Below are 14136 nucleotides of genomic sequence, written 5' to 3' on the forward strand. Positions count from 1 at the left end.
GGGGTGCTGGTGCGGGGCGCCTCCGCGGCGGCCGGCTTGGGGGCCGGCGCACCGGGCTTCGGGGCAGCGGGACGCTCCCCCGGGGCCTTGGCGGCGCGGGAGGTGCCGCCGGCCGGTGACGGCGCGGCGGGACGTGCGGGCGAGGCCTTGCGGGGGGCGGGCTTGGCGGCGGACTTGCCACCGTTGCCACTGCCCGCGGGGCCCTGCAACGCGTCGGTCAGCTTGCGTACTACGGGCGCCTCGATCGTCGACGACGCCGAACGGACGAATTCACCGAGTTCTTGGAGCTTGGCCATGACGACCTTGCTCTCCACGCCGAACTCCTTGGCGAGTTCGTATACCCGGACCTTAGCCACTTCGCTCCTTTTAGGTCCGGGTTACCGCCGGACCGTCGCTACTTCATGGGCGTACTCATCGCGTACTCATCGAGTGCTCATCGCAATCTCGACCTACTTCCGACTCGCGAGGTACCTGAACCGCACGGGGTTCCGTGCCGTACTCCTTCATTCCTGCGGCGCCTTCCCTGCCGTGATCGCGTCGACGGCCGCGCGCAGTCGCGCGGTGTCGAGCGGTCCCTGGGTCCGGAAGGCCCGTGGCAGGGCCCGGCGGCGAACCGCCAGATCCAGACAGCCCACGGCGGGGTGCACGTACGCACCCCGGCCGGGCAGCGTACCGCTTCGATCAGGGACACAGTGTCCCCCGACCACCACGATGCGCAGCAGATCCTTCTTGGCCGCTCGCTCCCGGCACCCCACGCAGGTTCGCTCAGGGCAGGCTCGGGCGCTCGTCCGGCCAGACATCAACAAGTCTACCTCTCCACACCGATCTCATCCCTGCGGGGCAAGATTCCGGACGGCCGGTCGCCAGGGTCGGCCGAAAGCCGTCAGTCCCGGTCGGCGGGCACCTCGTCGTGCGGCGCGCCGGCCTCGCCCGGCTGCTCCGTGTCGGGGCGGATGTCGATGCGCCAGCCGGTGAGCCGGGCGGCCAGGCGGGCGTTCTGCCCCTCCTTGCCGATCGCCAGCGACAGCTGGTAGTCGGGCACGGTCACCCGGGCGCTGCGCGCGGCGAGGTCGACGATCTCCACCTTGGTCACCCGCGCGGGGGACAGCGCGTTCGCCACCATCTCGGCCGGGTCGTCCGACCAGTCCACGATGTCGATCTTCTCGCCGTGCAGCTCGGCCATCACGTTGCGCACCCGCGCACCCATGGGGCCGATGCACGCGCCCTTCGCGTTCAGGCCCGACCGCATCGACCGCACCGCGATCTTGGAGCGGTGACCGGCCTCGCGGGCGATCGCGGTGATGTCGACGGACCCGTCGGCGATCTCCGGCACCTCGAGCGCGAACAGCTTCTTGACCAGGTTGGGGTGCGTCCTGGAGAGCGTCACGGAGGGGCCGCGCACGCCCTTGGCGACGCGCACCACGTACGTGCGCAGGCGCAGGCCGTGGGTGTACTCCTCGTCCGGCACCTGCTCCTGGACGGGGAGGATGGCCTCCAGCTTGTCGTCCAGCTTGACCAGGACGTTCTTCGGGTCCTTGCCCTGCTGGACCTGGCCGGCGACGACGTCTCCCTCGCGGCGCGCGTACTCGCCGAAGGTCACGTCGTTCTCCGCGTCCTTCAGCCGCTGCTGGATGACCTGGCGCGCGGTGGTGGCGGCGATCCTGCCGAAGTCGGACGGGGTGTCGTCGAACTCCTTGGGCTCCTGCCTCTCCTCCAGGTCCGCCGGGTCCTCCGTGGCCCACACGGTGACGTGGCCGGATTCCCTGCTGAGCTCGGCACGCGCGTGCCTGCGGCTTCCCTCGGTGCGGTGGTACGCGATGAGGAGGGCCGACTCGATCGCCTCGACCAGCAGCTCGAAGGGGATCTCCTTCTCATGTGCCAAGCCCCTCAGGAGCTTCACATCGATGTCCACGGCTACGCCTCCTCTTTGCTCTTGTCCTTGCGGTTGAACTCGACCTCGACGCGCGCCTTCGCGATCTCGGAAAACCCGAGGCGGCGCGCGGTGGGCTTGCGGCCCTTCACGCCCGGCACCTCGACGTCGAGTCCTTCGTCGTCCACCGAGAGGATCCTGGCCACGACCTCGCCGCCCTCGTGGAGCCTGATCCTGGCGAGCCTGCCGACGGCGCGCGCGTAGTGGCGGCGCTCGGTCAGCGGGCGCTCGGCGCCCGGGGAGGTCACTTCGAGCTGGTACTGCTCGTCGCCCATGGCGTCCGTCTCGTCGAGCTCCGCGGAAACGGTGCGGGTCAGCTCGGCGACGGTGTCCAAGTCCACGCCCTCCTCGGCGTCGACCACGACCCGCAGCACGCGGTACCTGCCCGCTCTCGTGAGCTCGACCTCTTCCAGATCGAGGCCCTGCGCGCCGGCGAGCGGTTCCAGCAGCCCGCGCAGCCTGTCGCTCTGGGTGGTGCTCATCCGGGTGACTCCTCGGCCGCGTGTGCTGTTGTCGTGACGTCGTCCGGCCGGAACGGTGCCGACCTGCCAGTCCCAAAGGGTATCCGGTCCGCAGGGGTGTTGCCGCCCACCGGCCGGGTACCGCGGGTACGCTCGCCAGCGAAGATCACCGCACAGCTCTGCCCGGCGGCCTGAGCAGCAGTGCGAGCAACGTCCGAGGAGGCGCACGTGGGGCGAGACGGGACGACGCGCAGACGCGCCCTCACGGGCGCAGGGGCGACCGCGGCGGCCGCCCTGCTGGCGGGCTGCACCTCCTCGGGCGGGGGCGAGCCTTCGGCGGACGCACGGCGGGAACGGGTGTCGGCGGCGGCGCTCCGCGCGCTGCGCACCCGCACGGCGGCCACGAGCACGACCCTGCTCGGCCGGTACGACGCCGTCATCGCCCGCCATCCCGAGCAGCGGGCGCGGCTGGCGCCGCTGCGGTCCGCGGTGGCCGAGCACGTGAAGGCGCTCGCCCCGGCGGGCGCCGCGCCCAGCGCGTCGGCGTCGGTGCCGGCGTCCGCGTCCTCGTCGGCCTCCGCGCCGGCGTCGGCGTCCTCGGGGCCCGCCGCGGAGGCGGGCTCCCGCGGCGGCGCGGTCCCCGCGGACGCGGCCGAGGCCGTGAGGTCGCTCGTCTCCGCGGAGCGGAACTCGGGCAAGGCGCAGACCGCCGCCCTGATGGACGCGCCCCCGGAGCTGGCGCGGCTGCTCGCCTCGGTCGCGGCCGCCAACGCGGTCCATGCCTACCTGCTGTCGAGGGGAGCCTCCTCATGACGAAGGACAAGGGGCTGCTCGACGCCACCCAGGCGGCGCTCGCGGCCGAGCACGCGGCGGTGTACGGGTACGGCGTGGTCGGCGGGCGCGTCGGCAGCGCAGGGCGCGCCGAGGCGAACGCGGCGTACACCGCGCACCTGGCGAGGCGTGACGCGCTGCGGCGGGCCGTCCGCGCCCTCGGCGGCACGCCGAAGGCGGCGGCCGCCGCGTACGACCTGCCGTTCCCGGTGACGGACCCGGACTCGGCCGGGCGGCTCGCGGCGCAGCTCGAGGACAAGGTCGCGGACGTCTACTCGGACCTGGTGCGTGCGGCCACGGGCGACGCGCGGGGCGACGCGGCGGCGGCGCTGAGCGACGCGGCGGTGCGGGCGGCCCGCTGGCGGGGGTCCGGCGTAGCCTTTCCTGGGCTCGCCGAGCGGGCCTGAGGAGCTGTTGTCTCGCCCGGTGTGGGATCAGGTCGAGGGGGCTGGTGCTGTCAGATCCAAGGCGGAGGAGGGAGTCGACGCGGAGCGTCGGCGACCGACGACAACGCCGGAGATGGCTGTGCCAGGCGACTCGGGCCCCGCAGGGGGCAAGACAACAGCTCCTAAAGGCGCGGAGGACCGCACGGCGGAAGGACTGCAAGGACGTATGGCTTTCGAACCGCCTCGGCGGCTGGCGCGCGCGCTCGGCGAGGAGAACGCCGCCCCCGGGGCGGGCGCGTGGCTCGCCCGGCTGCCCGAGATCGTGGCGGACGTGGTGGCGCGGCGGGGGCTCGACGTCGAGCGGGTGGTGGCGCCCGGCGGCCGGAACAGCCTGGTGCTGCTGGTGCGCACGGACGGCGCGGCGGCACCGGCCGCGCTGAAGGTCGCGCCGCCGTTCGCCGAGCCGGCCGCCGAGCGGGCGGCGCTCGCCCACTGGAAGGGCTGGGGCGCGGTCGAGACGTACGAGACGGGCGCCGATGACGTCGACGGCGGCGACGGCGACGGCGCGCTGCTGCTCGAACGGCTGCGCCCGGAGGTCTCGCTGCGCTCACTGCCGGACGCGAAGGCTCTGCTCGAGGCCGCGGGCACGATCCGCAGGCTGTGGGTCCAGCCGCCGGCGGGCCACGCGTTCGAGACCGTCGAGGATCGCACGGGCCGCGAGGCGCGGGCGATGCAGGGCGGGGACGGTCCCGAGGCGCTGGTGGACGCGGCGCTGCGGGCGCGCGAGGCGATGCTCGCGACGGCGGACGAGTCCCTGCTGCTGCACGGCGCCTTCCGGCAGGGGAAGGTCCTGGCGGGCGAGCGGTCCCCATGGCTGGCGGTGGGCCCCGAGCCGGTCGTGGGCGAGCGCGCGTACGACCTGGCGCGGCTGGCCCGCGACCGCGTCGAGGACCTGATCGCCTCGGACACGGGCGCGTCGACCGCGAGGCGACGCATGCGGCGGCTGGCCGACTCGCTCGACGTGGACGGGGACAGGCTGCGGTCGTGGACGCTGTTCCGCGCGGTCGAGTCCGGCACCCGCGCGGCACGCGCGGGCCGGGACTCGACGGCGGAGGTACTGCTGGAGTACGCGAGCTGGCTGTAGTCCGTGCCACGCGGCCGTCCCGGGCCCCCCACGGCACCGGGAAGCCCCTGGGAGCAGGGCGCTGAACGCGCACGGCGGCGACGCGTCCCGGGCTCGCGTGCGGCAGCGACGCGCAGACGCCGGGCGACCCTACGCCGTGAGGGCCCTCACGGCGTCCGTGAGGGAGAGCTCCTCGCGCTTGCCGGTGCGGCGGTCCTTCAGTTCCACCACGTCCTCGGCCGCGCGGCGGCCCGCCACCAGGATCGTCGGCACGCCGATCAGCTCCGCGTCCGTGAACTTCACGCCGGGTGACACGCCCGGGCGCTCGTCGACGAGTACGCGCAGGCCCGCTGCCGCGAGCTGCTCGGCCGCCCGCAGGGCCAGCTCCGTCTGGGCCGTCTTGCCCGCCGCGACCACGTGGACGTCCGCGGGGGCGATCTCGCGCGGCCAGCACAGGCCCTGGCCGTCCGCGGTCTGCTCGGCGAGCGCGGCGACGACGCGGGAGATGCCGAGGCCGTAGGAGCCCATGGTGACCCGAGCCGGCTTGCCGTCACGGCCGAGGACGTCGAGCTGGAAGACGTCCGCGTACTTGCGGCCGAGCTGGAAGATGTGGCCGACCTCGATCGCGCGGTCGAGCCTGAGGCCCGCGCCGCACGCCGGGCACGGGTCGCCCTCCTCGACCACGACGACGTCCAGGTAGTCGTCCACCTCGAAGTCCCGCCCCGCGACGACGCCGCGCGCGTGCGTGTCCGGCTTGTTGGCGCCCGTCACCCACGCCGTGCCGGGCGCGACGCGCGGGTCCGCGATGTAGCGGATGTCCAGGCCCTGCGGGCCGACGTAACCGCGTACCAGGTCGGGCCTGCCCTCGAAGTCCTGCGCCGTGACCAGTTCGACCTCCGCGGGCGCCAGGTGCTCCCCCAGCTTGCCGAGGTCCACCTCGCGGTCGCCTGGCACGCCCACGGCGACGATCTCGCCGTCCACCTTGACCAGCAGGTTCTTCAGCGTCGCCGAGGCCGGGACGCCGAGGTGCGCGGCGAGCGCCTCGATCGTCGGCGTGTCCGGGGTGTCGAGCTCCTCGACGGGTCCTGGCGCTGCGGCCGCGGGGACCGCAGCCTTGAACGCGACCGCCTCGGTGTTCGCCGCGTACTCGCAGGCCGGGCAGTCCGCGAAGGTGTCCTCCCCGGCCGCGGCGGGCGCGAGGAACTCCTCCGACGCCGACCCGCCCATCGCGCCCGACACCGCCGAGACGATCCGGTAGTCGACGCCGAGGCGCGCGAAGATCGCCCGGTACGCCTCTCGGTGCAGGGCGTACGACTCGGCGAGGCCCTCGTCCGTCGTGTCGAACGAGTACGAGTCCTTCATCAGGAACTCGCGTCCGCGCAGGACGCCGGAGCGGGGGCGTGCCTCGTCGCGGTACTTGGTCTGGATCTGGTAGAGGATCACCGGCAGGTCCTTGTAGGACGTGCACTGGTCCTTGACGACCTGGGTGAAGATCTCCTCGTGCGTCGGCGCGAGCAGGTAGTCGGCGCCCTTGCGGTCCTTGAGCCGGAAGAGCAGGTCGCCGTACTCCTCGTACCGGCCGCTCTCCTCGTAGGCGTCCTTGGGCAGCAGCGCGGGCAGCAGGACCTCCTGCGCGCCGAACGCGTCCATCTCCTCGCGCACCACGCGCGCGACGTTGTCCAGGACCTTCTTGCCGAGCGGCAGCCACGTCCAGATGCCGGCCGACGTGCGCCGCACGTATCCGGCGCGCACGAGGAGCTGGTGGCTGAGCGTCTCCGCGTCCGCCGGCTCCTCGCGCAGTGTCTTGGCCATGAGACGGGACATGCGCTGGATCCGGGTCCGTGACATGGGGTGCACTCCTGCGTTGCGTCGGTTGCCTCGGTCGCCTGCGGCGGGGCCGGGCGTGTGGCAGGAGGGTAACCGGGGGCCGCCGCCCGGCGTTAATCCGTCGCGGGCGCCGGGGAGGGCCTGTGCGGCAGGGGCAGGGGCGCGCCCATCACCGCGTACGGCCGGGGGGCGCTGGGGAAGTGCACCTGGCGGGCGAGGTCGCGGTAGCCGAGCGAGCGGTAGAGGCGGCGCGCGGGGCTCTCGACGTCGATGGCGGAGAGGATGGAACGCGGCTGGGAGACGCCGTCGGTGATCGTGGTGATCAGTTCCCTGCCGATGCCCTGCGCCTGGAACGAGGGGTGGACGTGCAGTTCGGTGATGACGAACACGTCGTCGAGCCAGCCGTTGGCGTCCTGCCTGCGCAGGTAGGGCTCCACGACGGTGGACCACCAGTGGGCGCGGTCGTTGGGCAGCCCGTACACGAAGCCGACGAGCCGGCCCTCGGGCGTGGTCGCGCCGAAGGAGCGGCAGCCCGGGTACATGAGGTGGCGCAGCACGATGTGGTGCCGCACCCCGATCTCCTCCTCGCTGAGCCCGAAGGCGAGCGCCTGCACGGCGAGCGCGTCGTCCACGCGCGCGACGAGGTCGATGGGACCCACCTGTACGTCCGGGGTCCTGGGGGCGTTCCCTGGGGTGATCGGCATGGCCGAACCCTACTTTCAGAACAGGACACTCATGAAGGCGCCCACCTCACGAAATCCCACCCGCCGGTAGGAGGCCCTGGCGGCGGTGTTGAAGTCGTTGACGTAGAGGCTGACGACGGGTGAGACGTCGGCCAGCGCGTAGCGCACGACGGCCGCCATTCCGGTCTCGGACAGGCCCTTTCCCCGGTGGGCGGGATCGACCCAGACGCCCTGGATCTGGCACGCACGCGGGGTGGCGGCGCCGATCTCGGCCTTGAAGACCACCCGGCCGTCCTCGATCCGGGCGAAGGCCCGCCCCGAGCCGACGAGTTCCGCGACGCGCGCCTGGTAGAGGAGGCCGCCGTCACCGGCCAGCGGGGAGACGCCGACCTCCTCGGTGAACATGGCGACGCAGGCCGGCATGATCGTTTCTATCTCGCTCTTGCCGAGCCTGCGCACGTACGGGTCGGGCTCGATCTCGGCGGACGGCCGGTCGGTGACCATCAGCGGCTGGTGGGCGCGGACCTCCCTGGCCGGGCCCCAGGAAGGCTCGAGCAGCCGCCACAGGTGCGCGGTCGGCTCGGCGGGCCCGACGATGGAGGAGCAGCGGCGGCCGGCCCTGCGGGCGCGGTCGGCGAAGGCGCGCACGGCCTCGGGGGTGGCGCGGATGGGCACGAGGTTGGCGCCCGAGTAGCACAGGGAACGCAGCCGGCCGTCCGTGTACCAGCCCCACATCTCGCCGCCGAGGCGCCACGGGTCGAGCCCGGCGACCTGCACGCGGGATGCCACGAACGCGTTCTCGACGGGATCGCTCTCCAGGATCGCGAGGGCGTCGCCGAGTTCGCTGGGGTCGAGGACCCGGGTGGTGGTCTGCGTCAACACGTGGGGGCCTCACCGTACGGTCTGCTTGTCTGCGCACTGTAACCCGCCGGTCCCCGTCCGCGCCTCCCGCGGCCGCTCCCCGGCCCCGGGCGCCCGTCAGGGGCCGCACGCGCCGACGAGTCCCGTGCCGCCCACCCTCGCGGGTGGCGCACGGGACTCGTCCTGGCGGTGGTGGCCGCCCGCCCGGGGCGGACCGGGTCAGCCGACGGAGACCTCGGGCTCGCCCGAGGCGATGCCGTCCTTCTCCATCTGCTCGGCCATCTTCATGGCCTCGTCGATGAGCGTCTCGACGATCTTGGACTCGGGCACGGTCTTGATGACCTCGCCCTTGACGAAGATCTGGCCCTTGCCGTTGCCCGAGGCGACGCCGAGGTCGGCCTCCCGGGCCTCGCCCGGGCCGTTGACGACACAGCCCATGACGGCGACGCGCAGCGGCACCTCCATGCCGTCGAGGCCGGCCGTCACCTCGTCGGCGAGCTTGTACACGTCGACCTGGGCGCGGCCGCAGGACGGGCAGGAGACGATCTCCAGGCGGCGCTGGCGCAGGCCGAGCGACTCCAGGATCTGCTGGCCGACCTTGACCTCCTCCACCGGCGGGGCGGAGAGGGAGACGCGGATGGTGTCGCCGATGCCCTCGCTGAGCAGCGCGCCGAAGGCGACGGCGGACTTGATGGTGCCCTGGAAGGCGGGGCCCGCCTCCGTCACGCCGAGGTGCAGGGGGTAGTCGCACTTCTGGGCCAGCAGCCGGTAGGCGTTGACCATGACGACGGGGTCGTTGTGCTTGACGGAGATCTTGATGTCGCGGAAGTCGTGCTCCTCGAAGAGGGACGCCTCCCACAGCGCGGACTCGACGAGCGCCTCGGGCGTGGCCTTGCCGTACTTCTCCAGCAGGCGCCTGTCGAGGGAGCCCGCGTTGACGCCGATGCGGATCGGCGTGCCGGCGTCCTTCGCGGCCTTGGAGATCTCCCTGACCTTGTCGTCGAACTGCTTGATGTTGCCGGGGTTGACGCGGACGGCCGCGCAGCCGGCGTCGATCGCGGCGAACACGTACTTGGGCTGGAAGTGGATGTCGGCGATGACCGGGATCTGCGACTTCTTCGCGATCGCGGGGAGCGCGTCCGCGTCGTCCTGCGTCGGGCACGCGACCCGCACGATCTGGCAGCCGGACGCCGTCAGCTCCGCGATCTGCTGGAGCGTGGCACCGATGTCCGACGTGCGCGTCGTCGTCATCGACTGGACGGAGACCGGCGCGTCGCCACCGACGGGAACCGAACCGACGTGGATCTGACGGCTGACCCTGCGGTCGGCGAGCTTGGCAGGAACGGACGGCATTCCGAGCGAAATCGCAGTCATCTGCTGTTGCAACCCCAAGTGTGGATCCTGGTCCCGAGATCGGCGGGCTCCGGCAATCGAGATTACGCCACCGTCCGCCGGGCGGTCACACCCGCCGGGCCTTGTCCACTCAAAAGTAAGCAGCCGGACACCAGAGGTGTCCGGCTGCCCTCACCGGGGAAGGGGCGGCATCTTCTCGGGCCGCCGCGTCCGTCAGGTGATCTTGACGGGGTTCACCACGTCGGCGATCAGGACGAGCGCCGTGAAGCAGACGAAGACGCCCGCCACCACGTACGCCACGGGCATCAGCTTCGCGACGTCGAAGGGGCCCGGGTCCGGCCGCGAGAACACGCGTGCGAGGTTGCGCCGCAGGGCCTCCCAGAGGGCGCCCGCGATGTGCCCGCCGTCCAGCGGGAGCAGCGGGACCATGTTGAACAGGAACAGCGAGAGGTTGAACCCGGCGAGCAGGAACAGCATCATCGCGATCTGGCTCTCGGCGGGCACATGCAGCGTCATCACCTCGCCGCCGATTCTCGCGGCGCCGACCACGCCGACCGGTGAGTCCGCGGCGCGCTGCTTGCCCTCGAAGGCCGCGCCCCACAGGCCCGGGATCTTGGACGGCAGGTCCACGAGCCGGCTGACGCTGTCGCTGACCATCCCGCCCATGCGGTCGACGGACTCGCCGAAGGAGAGCGGCACGATCTTCGTCTGGGCCGCGAACCCCAGGTAGCCGGCGGGCACGAACTTGCCCGGGACCACGTCGCCGTTCGAGTCCTTCTTGGCCACGGTGTTCTCCAGCAGGTTCGCGTGGAGCACCTGCTGGTGGCCGTCGCGCCGCACGGTGATCGTGGCGGGGCCGATGGTCTTGCGGATCCGGTCGGACAGGGTGTCCCAGTCGTCCACCTTGCGGCCGTCGAAGGCGACGATCTTGTCGCCCTTGTGCAGTCCGGCCTTGGCCGCCGGGGACTCCGGGTCGCCCGGCTTGCACGTCTGGCGCTTCGCGCTCTGCGAGATCACGCACTGCTGCACGCCGCCGACCTCGGTGGTCTGCGTCTGGAAGCCGTACGTCATCGCGACGCCGAAGAAGATCACGACGGCCAGGACGAGGTTCATGAACGGGCCGGCGAACATCACGATCACGCGCTTCCACGGCTTGCGCGTGTAGAACAGGCGCTCCTCGTCGCCCTCCTGCATCTCCTCGAAGGCCGCGGAGCGCGCGTCCTCGATCATGCTGCGCCACGGCGAGGTGGAGCGCGACGACATCCTGCCGTCGGGTCCCGGCGGGAACATCCCGATCATGCGGATGTAGCCGCCCATCGGGATGGCCTTGAAGCCGTACTCGGTGTCGCCCTTCTTCCGCGAGAAGATCGTCGGCCCGAAGCCGACCATGTACTGCGGCACGCGGATGCCGAACATCTTCGCGGTCGACAGGTGGCCGAACTCGTGGAACGCGATGGAGAACAGCAGCCCGGCGGCGAAGATGACTATGCCGATGACCGTCAACAGAATCGTCATGCGCGAGCCTCCGCCGTGGCCTTCCGTGCGAGTTCCCCGGCCCGGGCGCGCGCCCAGGCCTCTGCTTCGAGGACGTCCGCGACGGTGAGCCGGGTTCCCCCGTCCGGCTCGCCGTGTTCCGCGACGACCTCGGTGACGGTGTCCATGATGCCGTTGAACGGCAGCCGGCCGCTCAGGAACGCCTCCACGCACTCCTCGTTCGCGGCGTTGAAGACCGCGGGCGCGGTGGAGCCCAGGGCGCCGACGTGCCGGGCGAGCCCCACGGACGGGAAGACCTCCGTGTCGAGCGGGTGGAACTCCCACGTCGACGCCGTGGTCCAGTCGAACGCGGGCGCGGCGTCCGGCACGCGCCGCGGCCAGCCGAGGCCGACGGCGATGGGGCCGCGCATGTCGGGCGGCGTGGCCTGGGCGAGCGTCGAGCCGTCCGTGAACTCCACCATCGAATGAACGTACGACTGCGGGTGGACGACGACCTCGATGCGCTCGAACGGGATATCGTACAGCAGGTGGGCCTCGATCACTTCGAGGCCCTTGTTGACGAGCGTCGCCGAGTTCACGGTGATCACCGGGCCCATCGCCCAGGTGGGGTGGGCGAGCGCATCCTTCGGTGTCACCTCGGCGAGTTCGGCGCGCGTGCGCCCGCGGAACGGGCCGCCCGAGGCGGTGACGACGAGCTTGCGCACATCGGCCCTGGTGCCGCAGGCGACCGCCTGGAAGAGCGCCGCGTGCTCCGAGTCGACGGGGATGATCTGCCCCGGCGCGGCCAGCTCCTTGACCAGCGGGCCGCCGACGATGAGCGATTCCTTGTTGGCGAGCGCGAGGGTGCGCCCCGCCTTCAGCGCAGCGAGCGTGGGGGCGAGGCCGATGGAGCCGGTGATGCCGTTGAGCACCGTGTGGCACGCGGAGGCGGCCAGGTCACTGGCCGCGTCGGGGCCCGCGAGGATCTCGGGGAGCGCCTCGCCCGGCCCGTACTCGGCCCCCAGCGCCTCCTTGAGCGCGGGCACGGCGTCCTCGCGCGCCACGGCGACAGCCGCGACCCGCAGCCGCCTGGCCTGCTCGGCGAGCAGGGCCACCCGGCCGCCCGCGGCGGACAGCGCGGTGACACGGAACCGGTCGGGGTTGCGCAGGACCAGGTCGATGGCCTGGGTGCCGATGGAGCCCGTGGAGCCGAGGACGACGACGTCCCGGCGGCCTTCGGCCGGATCGAAGGCGATGTGCGGGTCCGCGAGGGGGGCTGGGCTGTCGCTCATGGCACCCATTCTTGCCCCATCCGCTGTGCGCCGGGACAGCGGATGGGGGCGCGCCACCCGATCCGGGTGACGCGCGGGCGTCGCGCGGGCCGTGATCAGTACGGCGTCGCGACGCCGAAGCGCTCCCTGAGCAGCGACATGTCGTGCCGGTCGCGGTCGGCGGGCTCGTACCCCTGGTGGAAGTACACCTGCTGCGCGGCGGACACGCACGGCACGGCCGCGCCGGCGACGGTGCCCGACGTGTCCAGCGGGTGGAGGTCGATCTCCCTGCCGCCCGGCCCTGAGAGGTCCCGGTGCGGCCTCGTCTGCTCGCCGGCCAGGACGTCCGCGGCGGACATCGTCGCGACACACCCCTATCCCGCCGGGGCGCCGCGCGCCCCGGCGTCCCGCGCGCCTCGCCTAGAGCGCGAGGCCCGTCAGCACCATGACGCGCTCGTACGTGTAGTCGTCCATGGCGTACCGCACGCCCTCGCGCCCGACGCCCGACATCTTGGCGCCGCCGTACGGCATCTGGTCGGCGCGGTACGACGGGACGTCGCCGACGATCACGCCGCCGACCTCCAGCGCGCGGTGCGCGCGGAACGCCGCCTGCACGTCGTGCGTGAAGACGCCGGCCTGGAGCCCGTACCTGGACGCGTTGACCGCGGCGAACGCGGCCTCCTCACCGTCCACCCTGTGCAGGGTGAGGACCGGCCCGAAGACCTCCTCGCGGGCGAGCCTCGTGTCCTCCGGCACGTCGGCGAGGACGGTGGGCGCGTACGAGGCGCCGTCCCGCTTGCCGCCTGCGAGCAGCCGCGCGCCCGCGCGGACGGCCTCGTCCGTCCACTCCTCCACGCGCTTGGCGGCGTCCTCGCTGATCAGGGGGCCGACGTCGGTGGCCTCGTCCGCCGGGTCGCCGGTCACCTGCGCGCCGACCGCAGCGACGACCTTCTCGGCCAGGCGGTCGTAGACGGCGGCGTCCGCGATGACGCGCTGCACCGACACGCAGGACTGGCCGCCCTGGTAGTTGGAGAACGCCGCGATGCGCGAGGCCGCCCAGTCGAGGTCCTCGTCGGACGCGTAGTCGCCGAGCACGACGGCCGCGCCGTTGCCGCCCAGCTCCAGGGTGCAGTGCTTGCGCGGCACCGAGTCCATGATCGAGTAGCCGACGGTGTCGGACCCCGTGAAGGAGATCACGGGCAGCCGCTCGTCCTTGACGAGGGACGGCATGCGGTCGTTCGGCACGGTGAGGACCGACCAGGACCCGGCGGGCAGGTCGGTCTCGGCCAGCAGCTCACCGATGAGGAGCGCCGAGAGCGGGGTGGCGGGCGCGGGCTTGAGGATGATCGGAACGCCGGCCGCGATGGCGGGCGCGACCTTGTGCGCGCAGAGGTTCAGCGGGAAGTTGAACGGCGCTATGCCGAGGACGGCGCCCTTGGGGAAGCGGCGCGTCAGCGCGAGGCGGCCGGTGCCGCCCGCGTCGGTGTCGAGGCGCTGCGCCTCGCCCCCGTTGAAGCGGCGGGCCTCCTCCGAGGCGAAGCGGAAGACGGACACGGCGCGGCCGACCTCGCCGCGCGCCCACTTCATGGGCTTGCCGTTCTCGTCGGAGATCAGCCGGGCGGCCTCGTCGGCCCGCTCGCCGATGCGCCGCGCGACGTGGTCGAGCGCGGCGGCGCGCACGTGCGCGGGGGTCACGGCGAACGTGTCGACGGCGGCGTGCGCGGCGGCGACGGCCTCCTCCGTCTGCGCGTCGGTCGGCACGGAGACGGTGCCGACGGGCCGGCCGTCCCAGGGGGAGGTGACGTCGAACGTGGACTCACCGGTGGCCCGGCGGCCCGCAAGCCAGAAGGCGTGGGTGGAGGTCGTCATGGGGTCCCGGCCCTTCCGAGTGCTGGTGGGAACTGGCGGGCGACGACTGCCGCGTCCGCCTGGACCAC

At 72.7% G+C, this 14136-nt stretch carries 15 protein-coding genes; 3 read left to right on the forward strand and 12 right to left on the reverse strand.

What is annotated here, in order from left to right; genetic code table 11:
- The 4 genes from JFN87_RS01430 to rimP form a co-directional block, all read right to left on the reverse strand.
- The coding region (locus tag JFN87_RS01430) for a translation initiation factor IF-2 N-terminal domain-containing protein (protein ID WP_209337948.1) at positions 1-356 on the reverse strand (356 nt) is incomplete at its 3' end.
- Positions 357-503: 147 nt separating this feature from the next.
- A complete protein-coding gene (locus tag JFN87_RS01435) occupies positions 504-800 on the reverse strand; it encodes a YlxR family protein (protein ID WP_209337949.1) in 297 nt (98 codons plus the stop codon).
- Between the two features lie 83 nt (positions 801-883).
- Positions 884-1912: a transcription termination factor NusA gene (gene nusA / locus JFN87_RS01440; RefSeq protein ID WP_209337950.1), complete on the reverse strand. Its 1029-nt coding sequence runs from the start codon at positions 1910-1912 to the stop codon at positions 884-886.
- 2 nt (positions 1913-1914) lie between these two features.
- Positions 1915-2412, reverse strand: a complete 498-nt coding sequence (rimP, locus tag JFN87_RS01445; RefSeq protein ID WP_209337951.1) for a ribosome maturation factor RimP — start codon at positions 2410-2412, stop codon at positions 1915-1917.
- Positions 2413-2619: 207 nt separating this feature from the next.
- Between rimP and JFN87_RS01450 the strand changes: the two genes are divergently transcribed.
- From JFN87_RS01450 to JFN87_RS01460, 3 genes are all read left to right on the forward strand, one after another.
- Positions 2620-3204 carry a hypothetical protein gene (locus tag JFN87_RS01450; RefSeq protein WP_209337952.1) on the forward strand — a complete coding sequence of 195 codons (585 nt, stop codon included), beginning with the start codon at positions 2620-2622 and terminating at the stop codon, positions 3202-3204.
- On the forward strand, positions 3201-3629 hold the full coding sequence (locus JFN87_RS01455) for a DUF4439 domain-containing protein (RefSeq protein WP_209337953.1): 429 nt from the start codon (positions 3201-3203) through the stop codon (positions 3627-3629). Before JFN87_RS01450 ends, JFN87_RS01455 begins: the two co-directional genes overlap by 4 nt.
- A 205-nt stretch (positions 3630-3834) precedes the next feature.
- On the forward strand, positions 3835-4752 hold the full coding sequence (locus JFN87_RS01460; protein WP_209337954.1) for an aminoglycoside phosphotransferase family protein: 918 nt from the start codon (positions 3835-3837) through the stop codon (positions 4750-4752).
- Between the two features lie 129 nt (positions 4753-4881).
- On the opposite strand, the gene JFN87_RS01465 is transcribed toward JFN87_RS01460, so the two are convergent.
- From JFN87_RS01465 to JFN87_RS01500, 8 genes are all read right to left on the reverse strand, one after another.
- A complete protein-coding gene (locus JFN87_RS01465) occupies positions 4882-6579 on the reverse strand; it encodes a proline--tRNA ligase (protein ID WP_209337955.1) in 1698 nt (565 codons plus the stop codon).
- Between the two features lie 92 nt (positions 6580-6671).
- A complete protein-coding gene (locus tag JFN87_RS01470) occupies positions 6672-7262 on the reverse strand; it encodes a GNAT family N-acetyltransferase (RefSeq protein WP_209337956.1) in 591 nt (196 codons plus the stop codon).
- Between the two features lie 15 nt (positions 7263-7277).
- Entirely contained in the window at positions 7278-8123 is an 846-nt protein-coding gene (locus tag JFN87_RS01475; protein WP_209337957.1) for a GNAT family N-acetyltransferase, read from the reverse strand.
- A gap of 198 nt (positions 8124-8321) precedes the next feature.
- Positions 8322-9476 (reverse strand): flavodoxin-dependent (E)-4-hydroxy-3-methylbut-2-enyl-diphosphate synthase, encoded by a 1155-nt coding sequence (ispG, locus tag JFN87_RS01480; RefSeq protein ID WP_209337958.1) that lies wholly within the window; start codon positions 9474-9476, stop codon positions 8322-8324.
- Between the two features lie 192 nt (positions 9477-9668).
- A complete protein-coding gene (locus tag JFN87_RS01485) occupies positions 9669-10970 on the reverse strand; it encodes a M50 family metallopeptidase (protein ID WP_209337959.1) in 1302 nt (433 codons plus the stop codon).
- The gene (gene dxr / locus JFN87_RS01490) at positions 10967-12229 is read right to left on the reverse strand and encodes a 1-deoxy-D-xylulose-5-phosphate reductoisomerase (RefSeq protein WP_209337960.1); all 1263 of its coding nucleotides are present in this window, start codon (positions 12227-12229) and stop codon (positions 10967-10969) included. Before dxr ends, JFN87_RS01485 begins: the two co-directional genes overlap by 4 nt.
- An 86-nt stretch (positions 12230-12315) precedes the next feature.
- Positions 12316-12558 (reverse strand): nucleotidyltransferase domain-containing protein, encoded by a 243-nt coding sequence (locus tag JFN87_RS01495; protein ID WP_209337961.1) that lies wholly within the window; start codon positions 12556-12558, stop codon positions 12316-12318.
- A 61-nt stretch (positions 12559-12619) separates the two neighbouring features.
- On the reverse strand, positions 12620-14068 hold the full coding sequence (locus JFN87_RS01500; RefSeq protein WP_209337962.1) for an aldehyde dehydrogenase family protein: 1449 nt from the start codon (positions 14066-14068) through the stop codon (positions 12620-12622).
- Positions 14069-14136: the final 68 nt, after the last annotated feature.

The organism is Streptomyces montanisoli, assembly GCF_017813245.1.
In the GTDB taxonomy this organism is placed as follows: Bacteria; Actinomycetota; Actinomycetes; order Streptomycetales; family Streptomycetaceae; genus Streptomyces; species Streptomyces montanisoli.

Excerpts from the sequence above, each read along its gene's own strand:
- rimP (WP_209337951.1), bottom strand. The coding sequence starts at position 2,412 with ATGAGCACCACCCAGAGCGACAGGCTGCGCGGGCTGCTGGAACCGCTC.
- JFN87_RS01470 (WP_209337956.1), bottom strand. The coding sequence starts at position 7,262 with ATGCCGATCACCCCAGGGAACGCCCCCAGGACCCCGGACGTACAGGTG.
- JFN87_RS01435 (WP_209337949.1), bottom strand. The coding sequence starts at position 800 with ATGTCTGGCCGGACGAGCGCCCGAGCCTGCCCTGAGCGAACCTGCGTG.
- JFN87_RS01500 (WP_209337962.1), bottom strand. The coding sequence starts at position 14,068 with ATGACGACCTCCACCCACGCCTTCTGGCTTGCGGGCCGCCGGGCCACC.
- JFN87_RS01495 (WP_209337961.1), bottom strand. The coding sequence starts at position 12,558 with ATGTCCGCCGCGGACGTCCTGGCCGGCGAGCAGACGAGGCCGCACCGG.
- dxr (WP_209337960.1), bottom strand. The coding sequence starts at position 12,229 with ATGGGTGCCATGAGCGACAGCCCAGCCCCCCTCGCGGACCCGCACATC.
- JFN87_RS01460 (WP_209337954.1), top strand. The coding sequence starts at position 3,835 with ATGGCTTTCGAACCGCCTCGGCGGCTGGCGCGCGCGCTCGGCGAGGAG.
- JFN87_RS01455 (WP_209337953.1), top strand. The coding sequence starts at position 3,201 with ATGACGAAGGACAAGGGGCTGCTCGACGCCACCCAGGCGGCGCTCGCG.
- JFN87_RS01485 (WP_209337959.1), bottom strand. The coding sequence starts at position 10,970 with ATGACGATTCTGTTGACGGTCATCGGCATAGTCATCTTCGCCGCCGGG.
- ispG (WP_209337958.1), bottom strand. The coding sequence starts at position 9,476 with ATGACTGCGATTTCGCTCGGAATGCCGTCCGTTCCTGCCAAGCTCGCC.
- JFN87_RS01465 (WP_209337955.1), bottom strand. The coding sequence starts at position 6,579 with ATGTCACGGACCCGGATCCAGCGCATGTCCCGTCTCATGGCCAAGACA.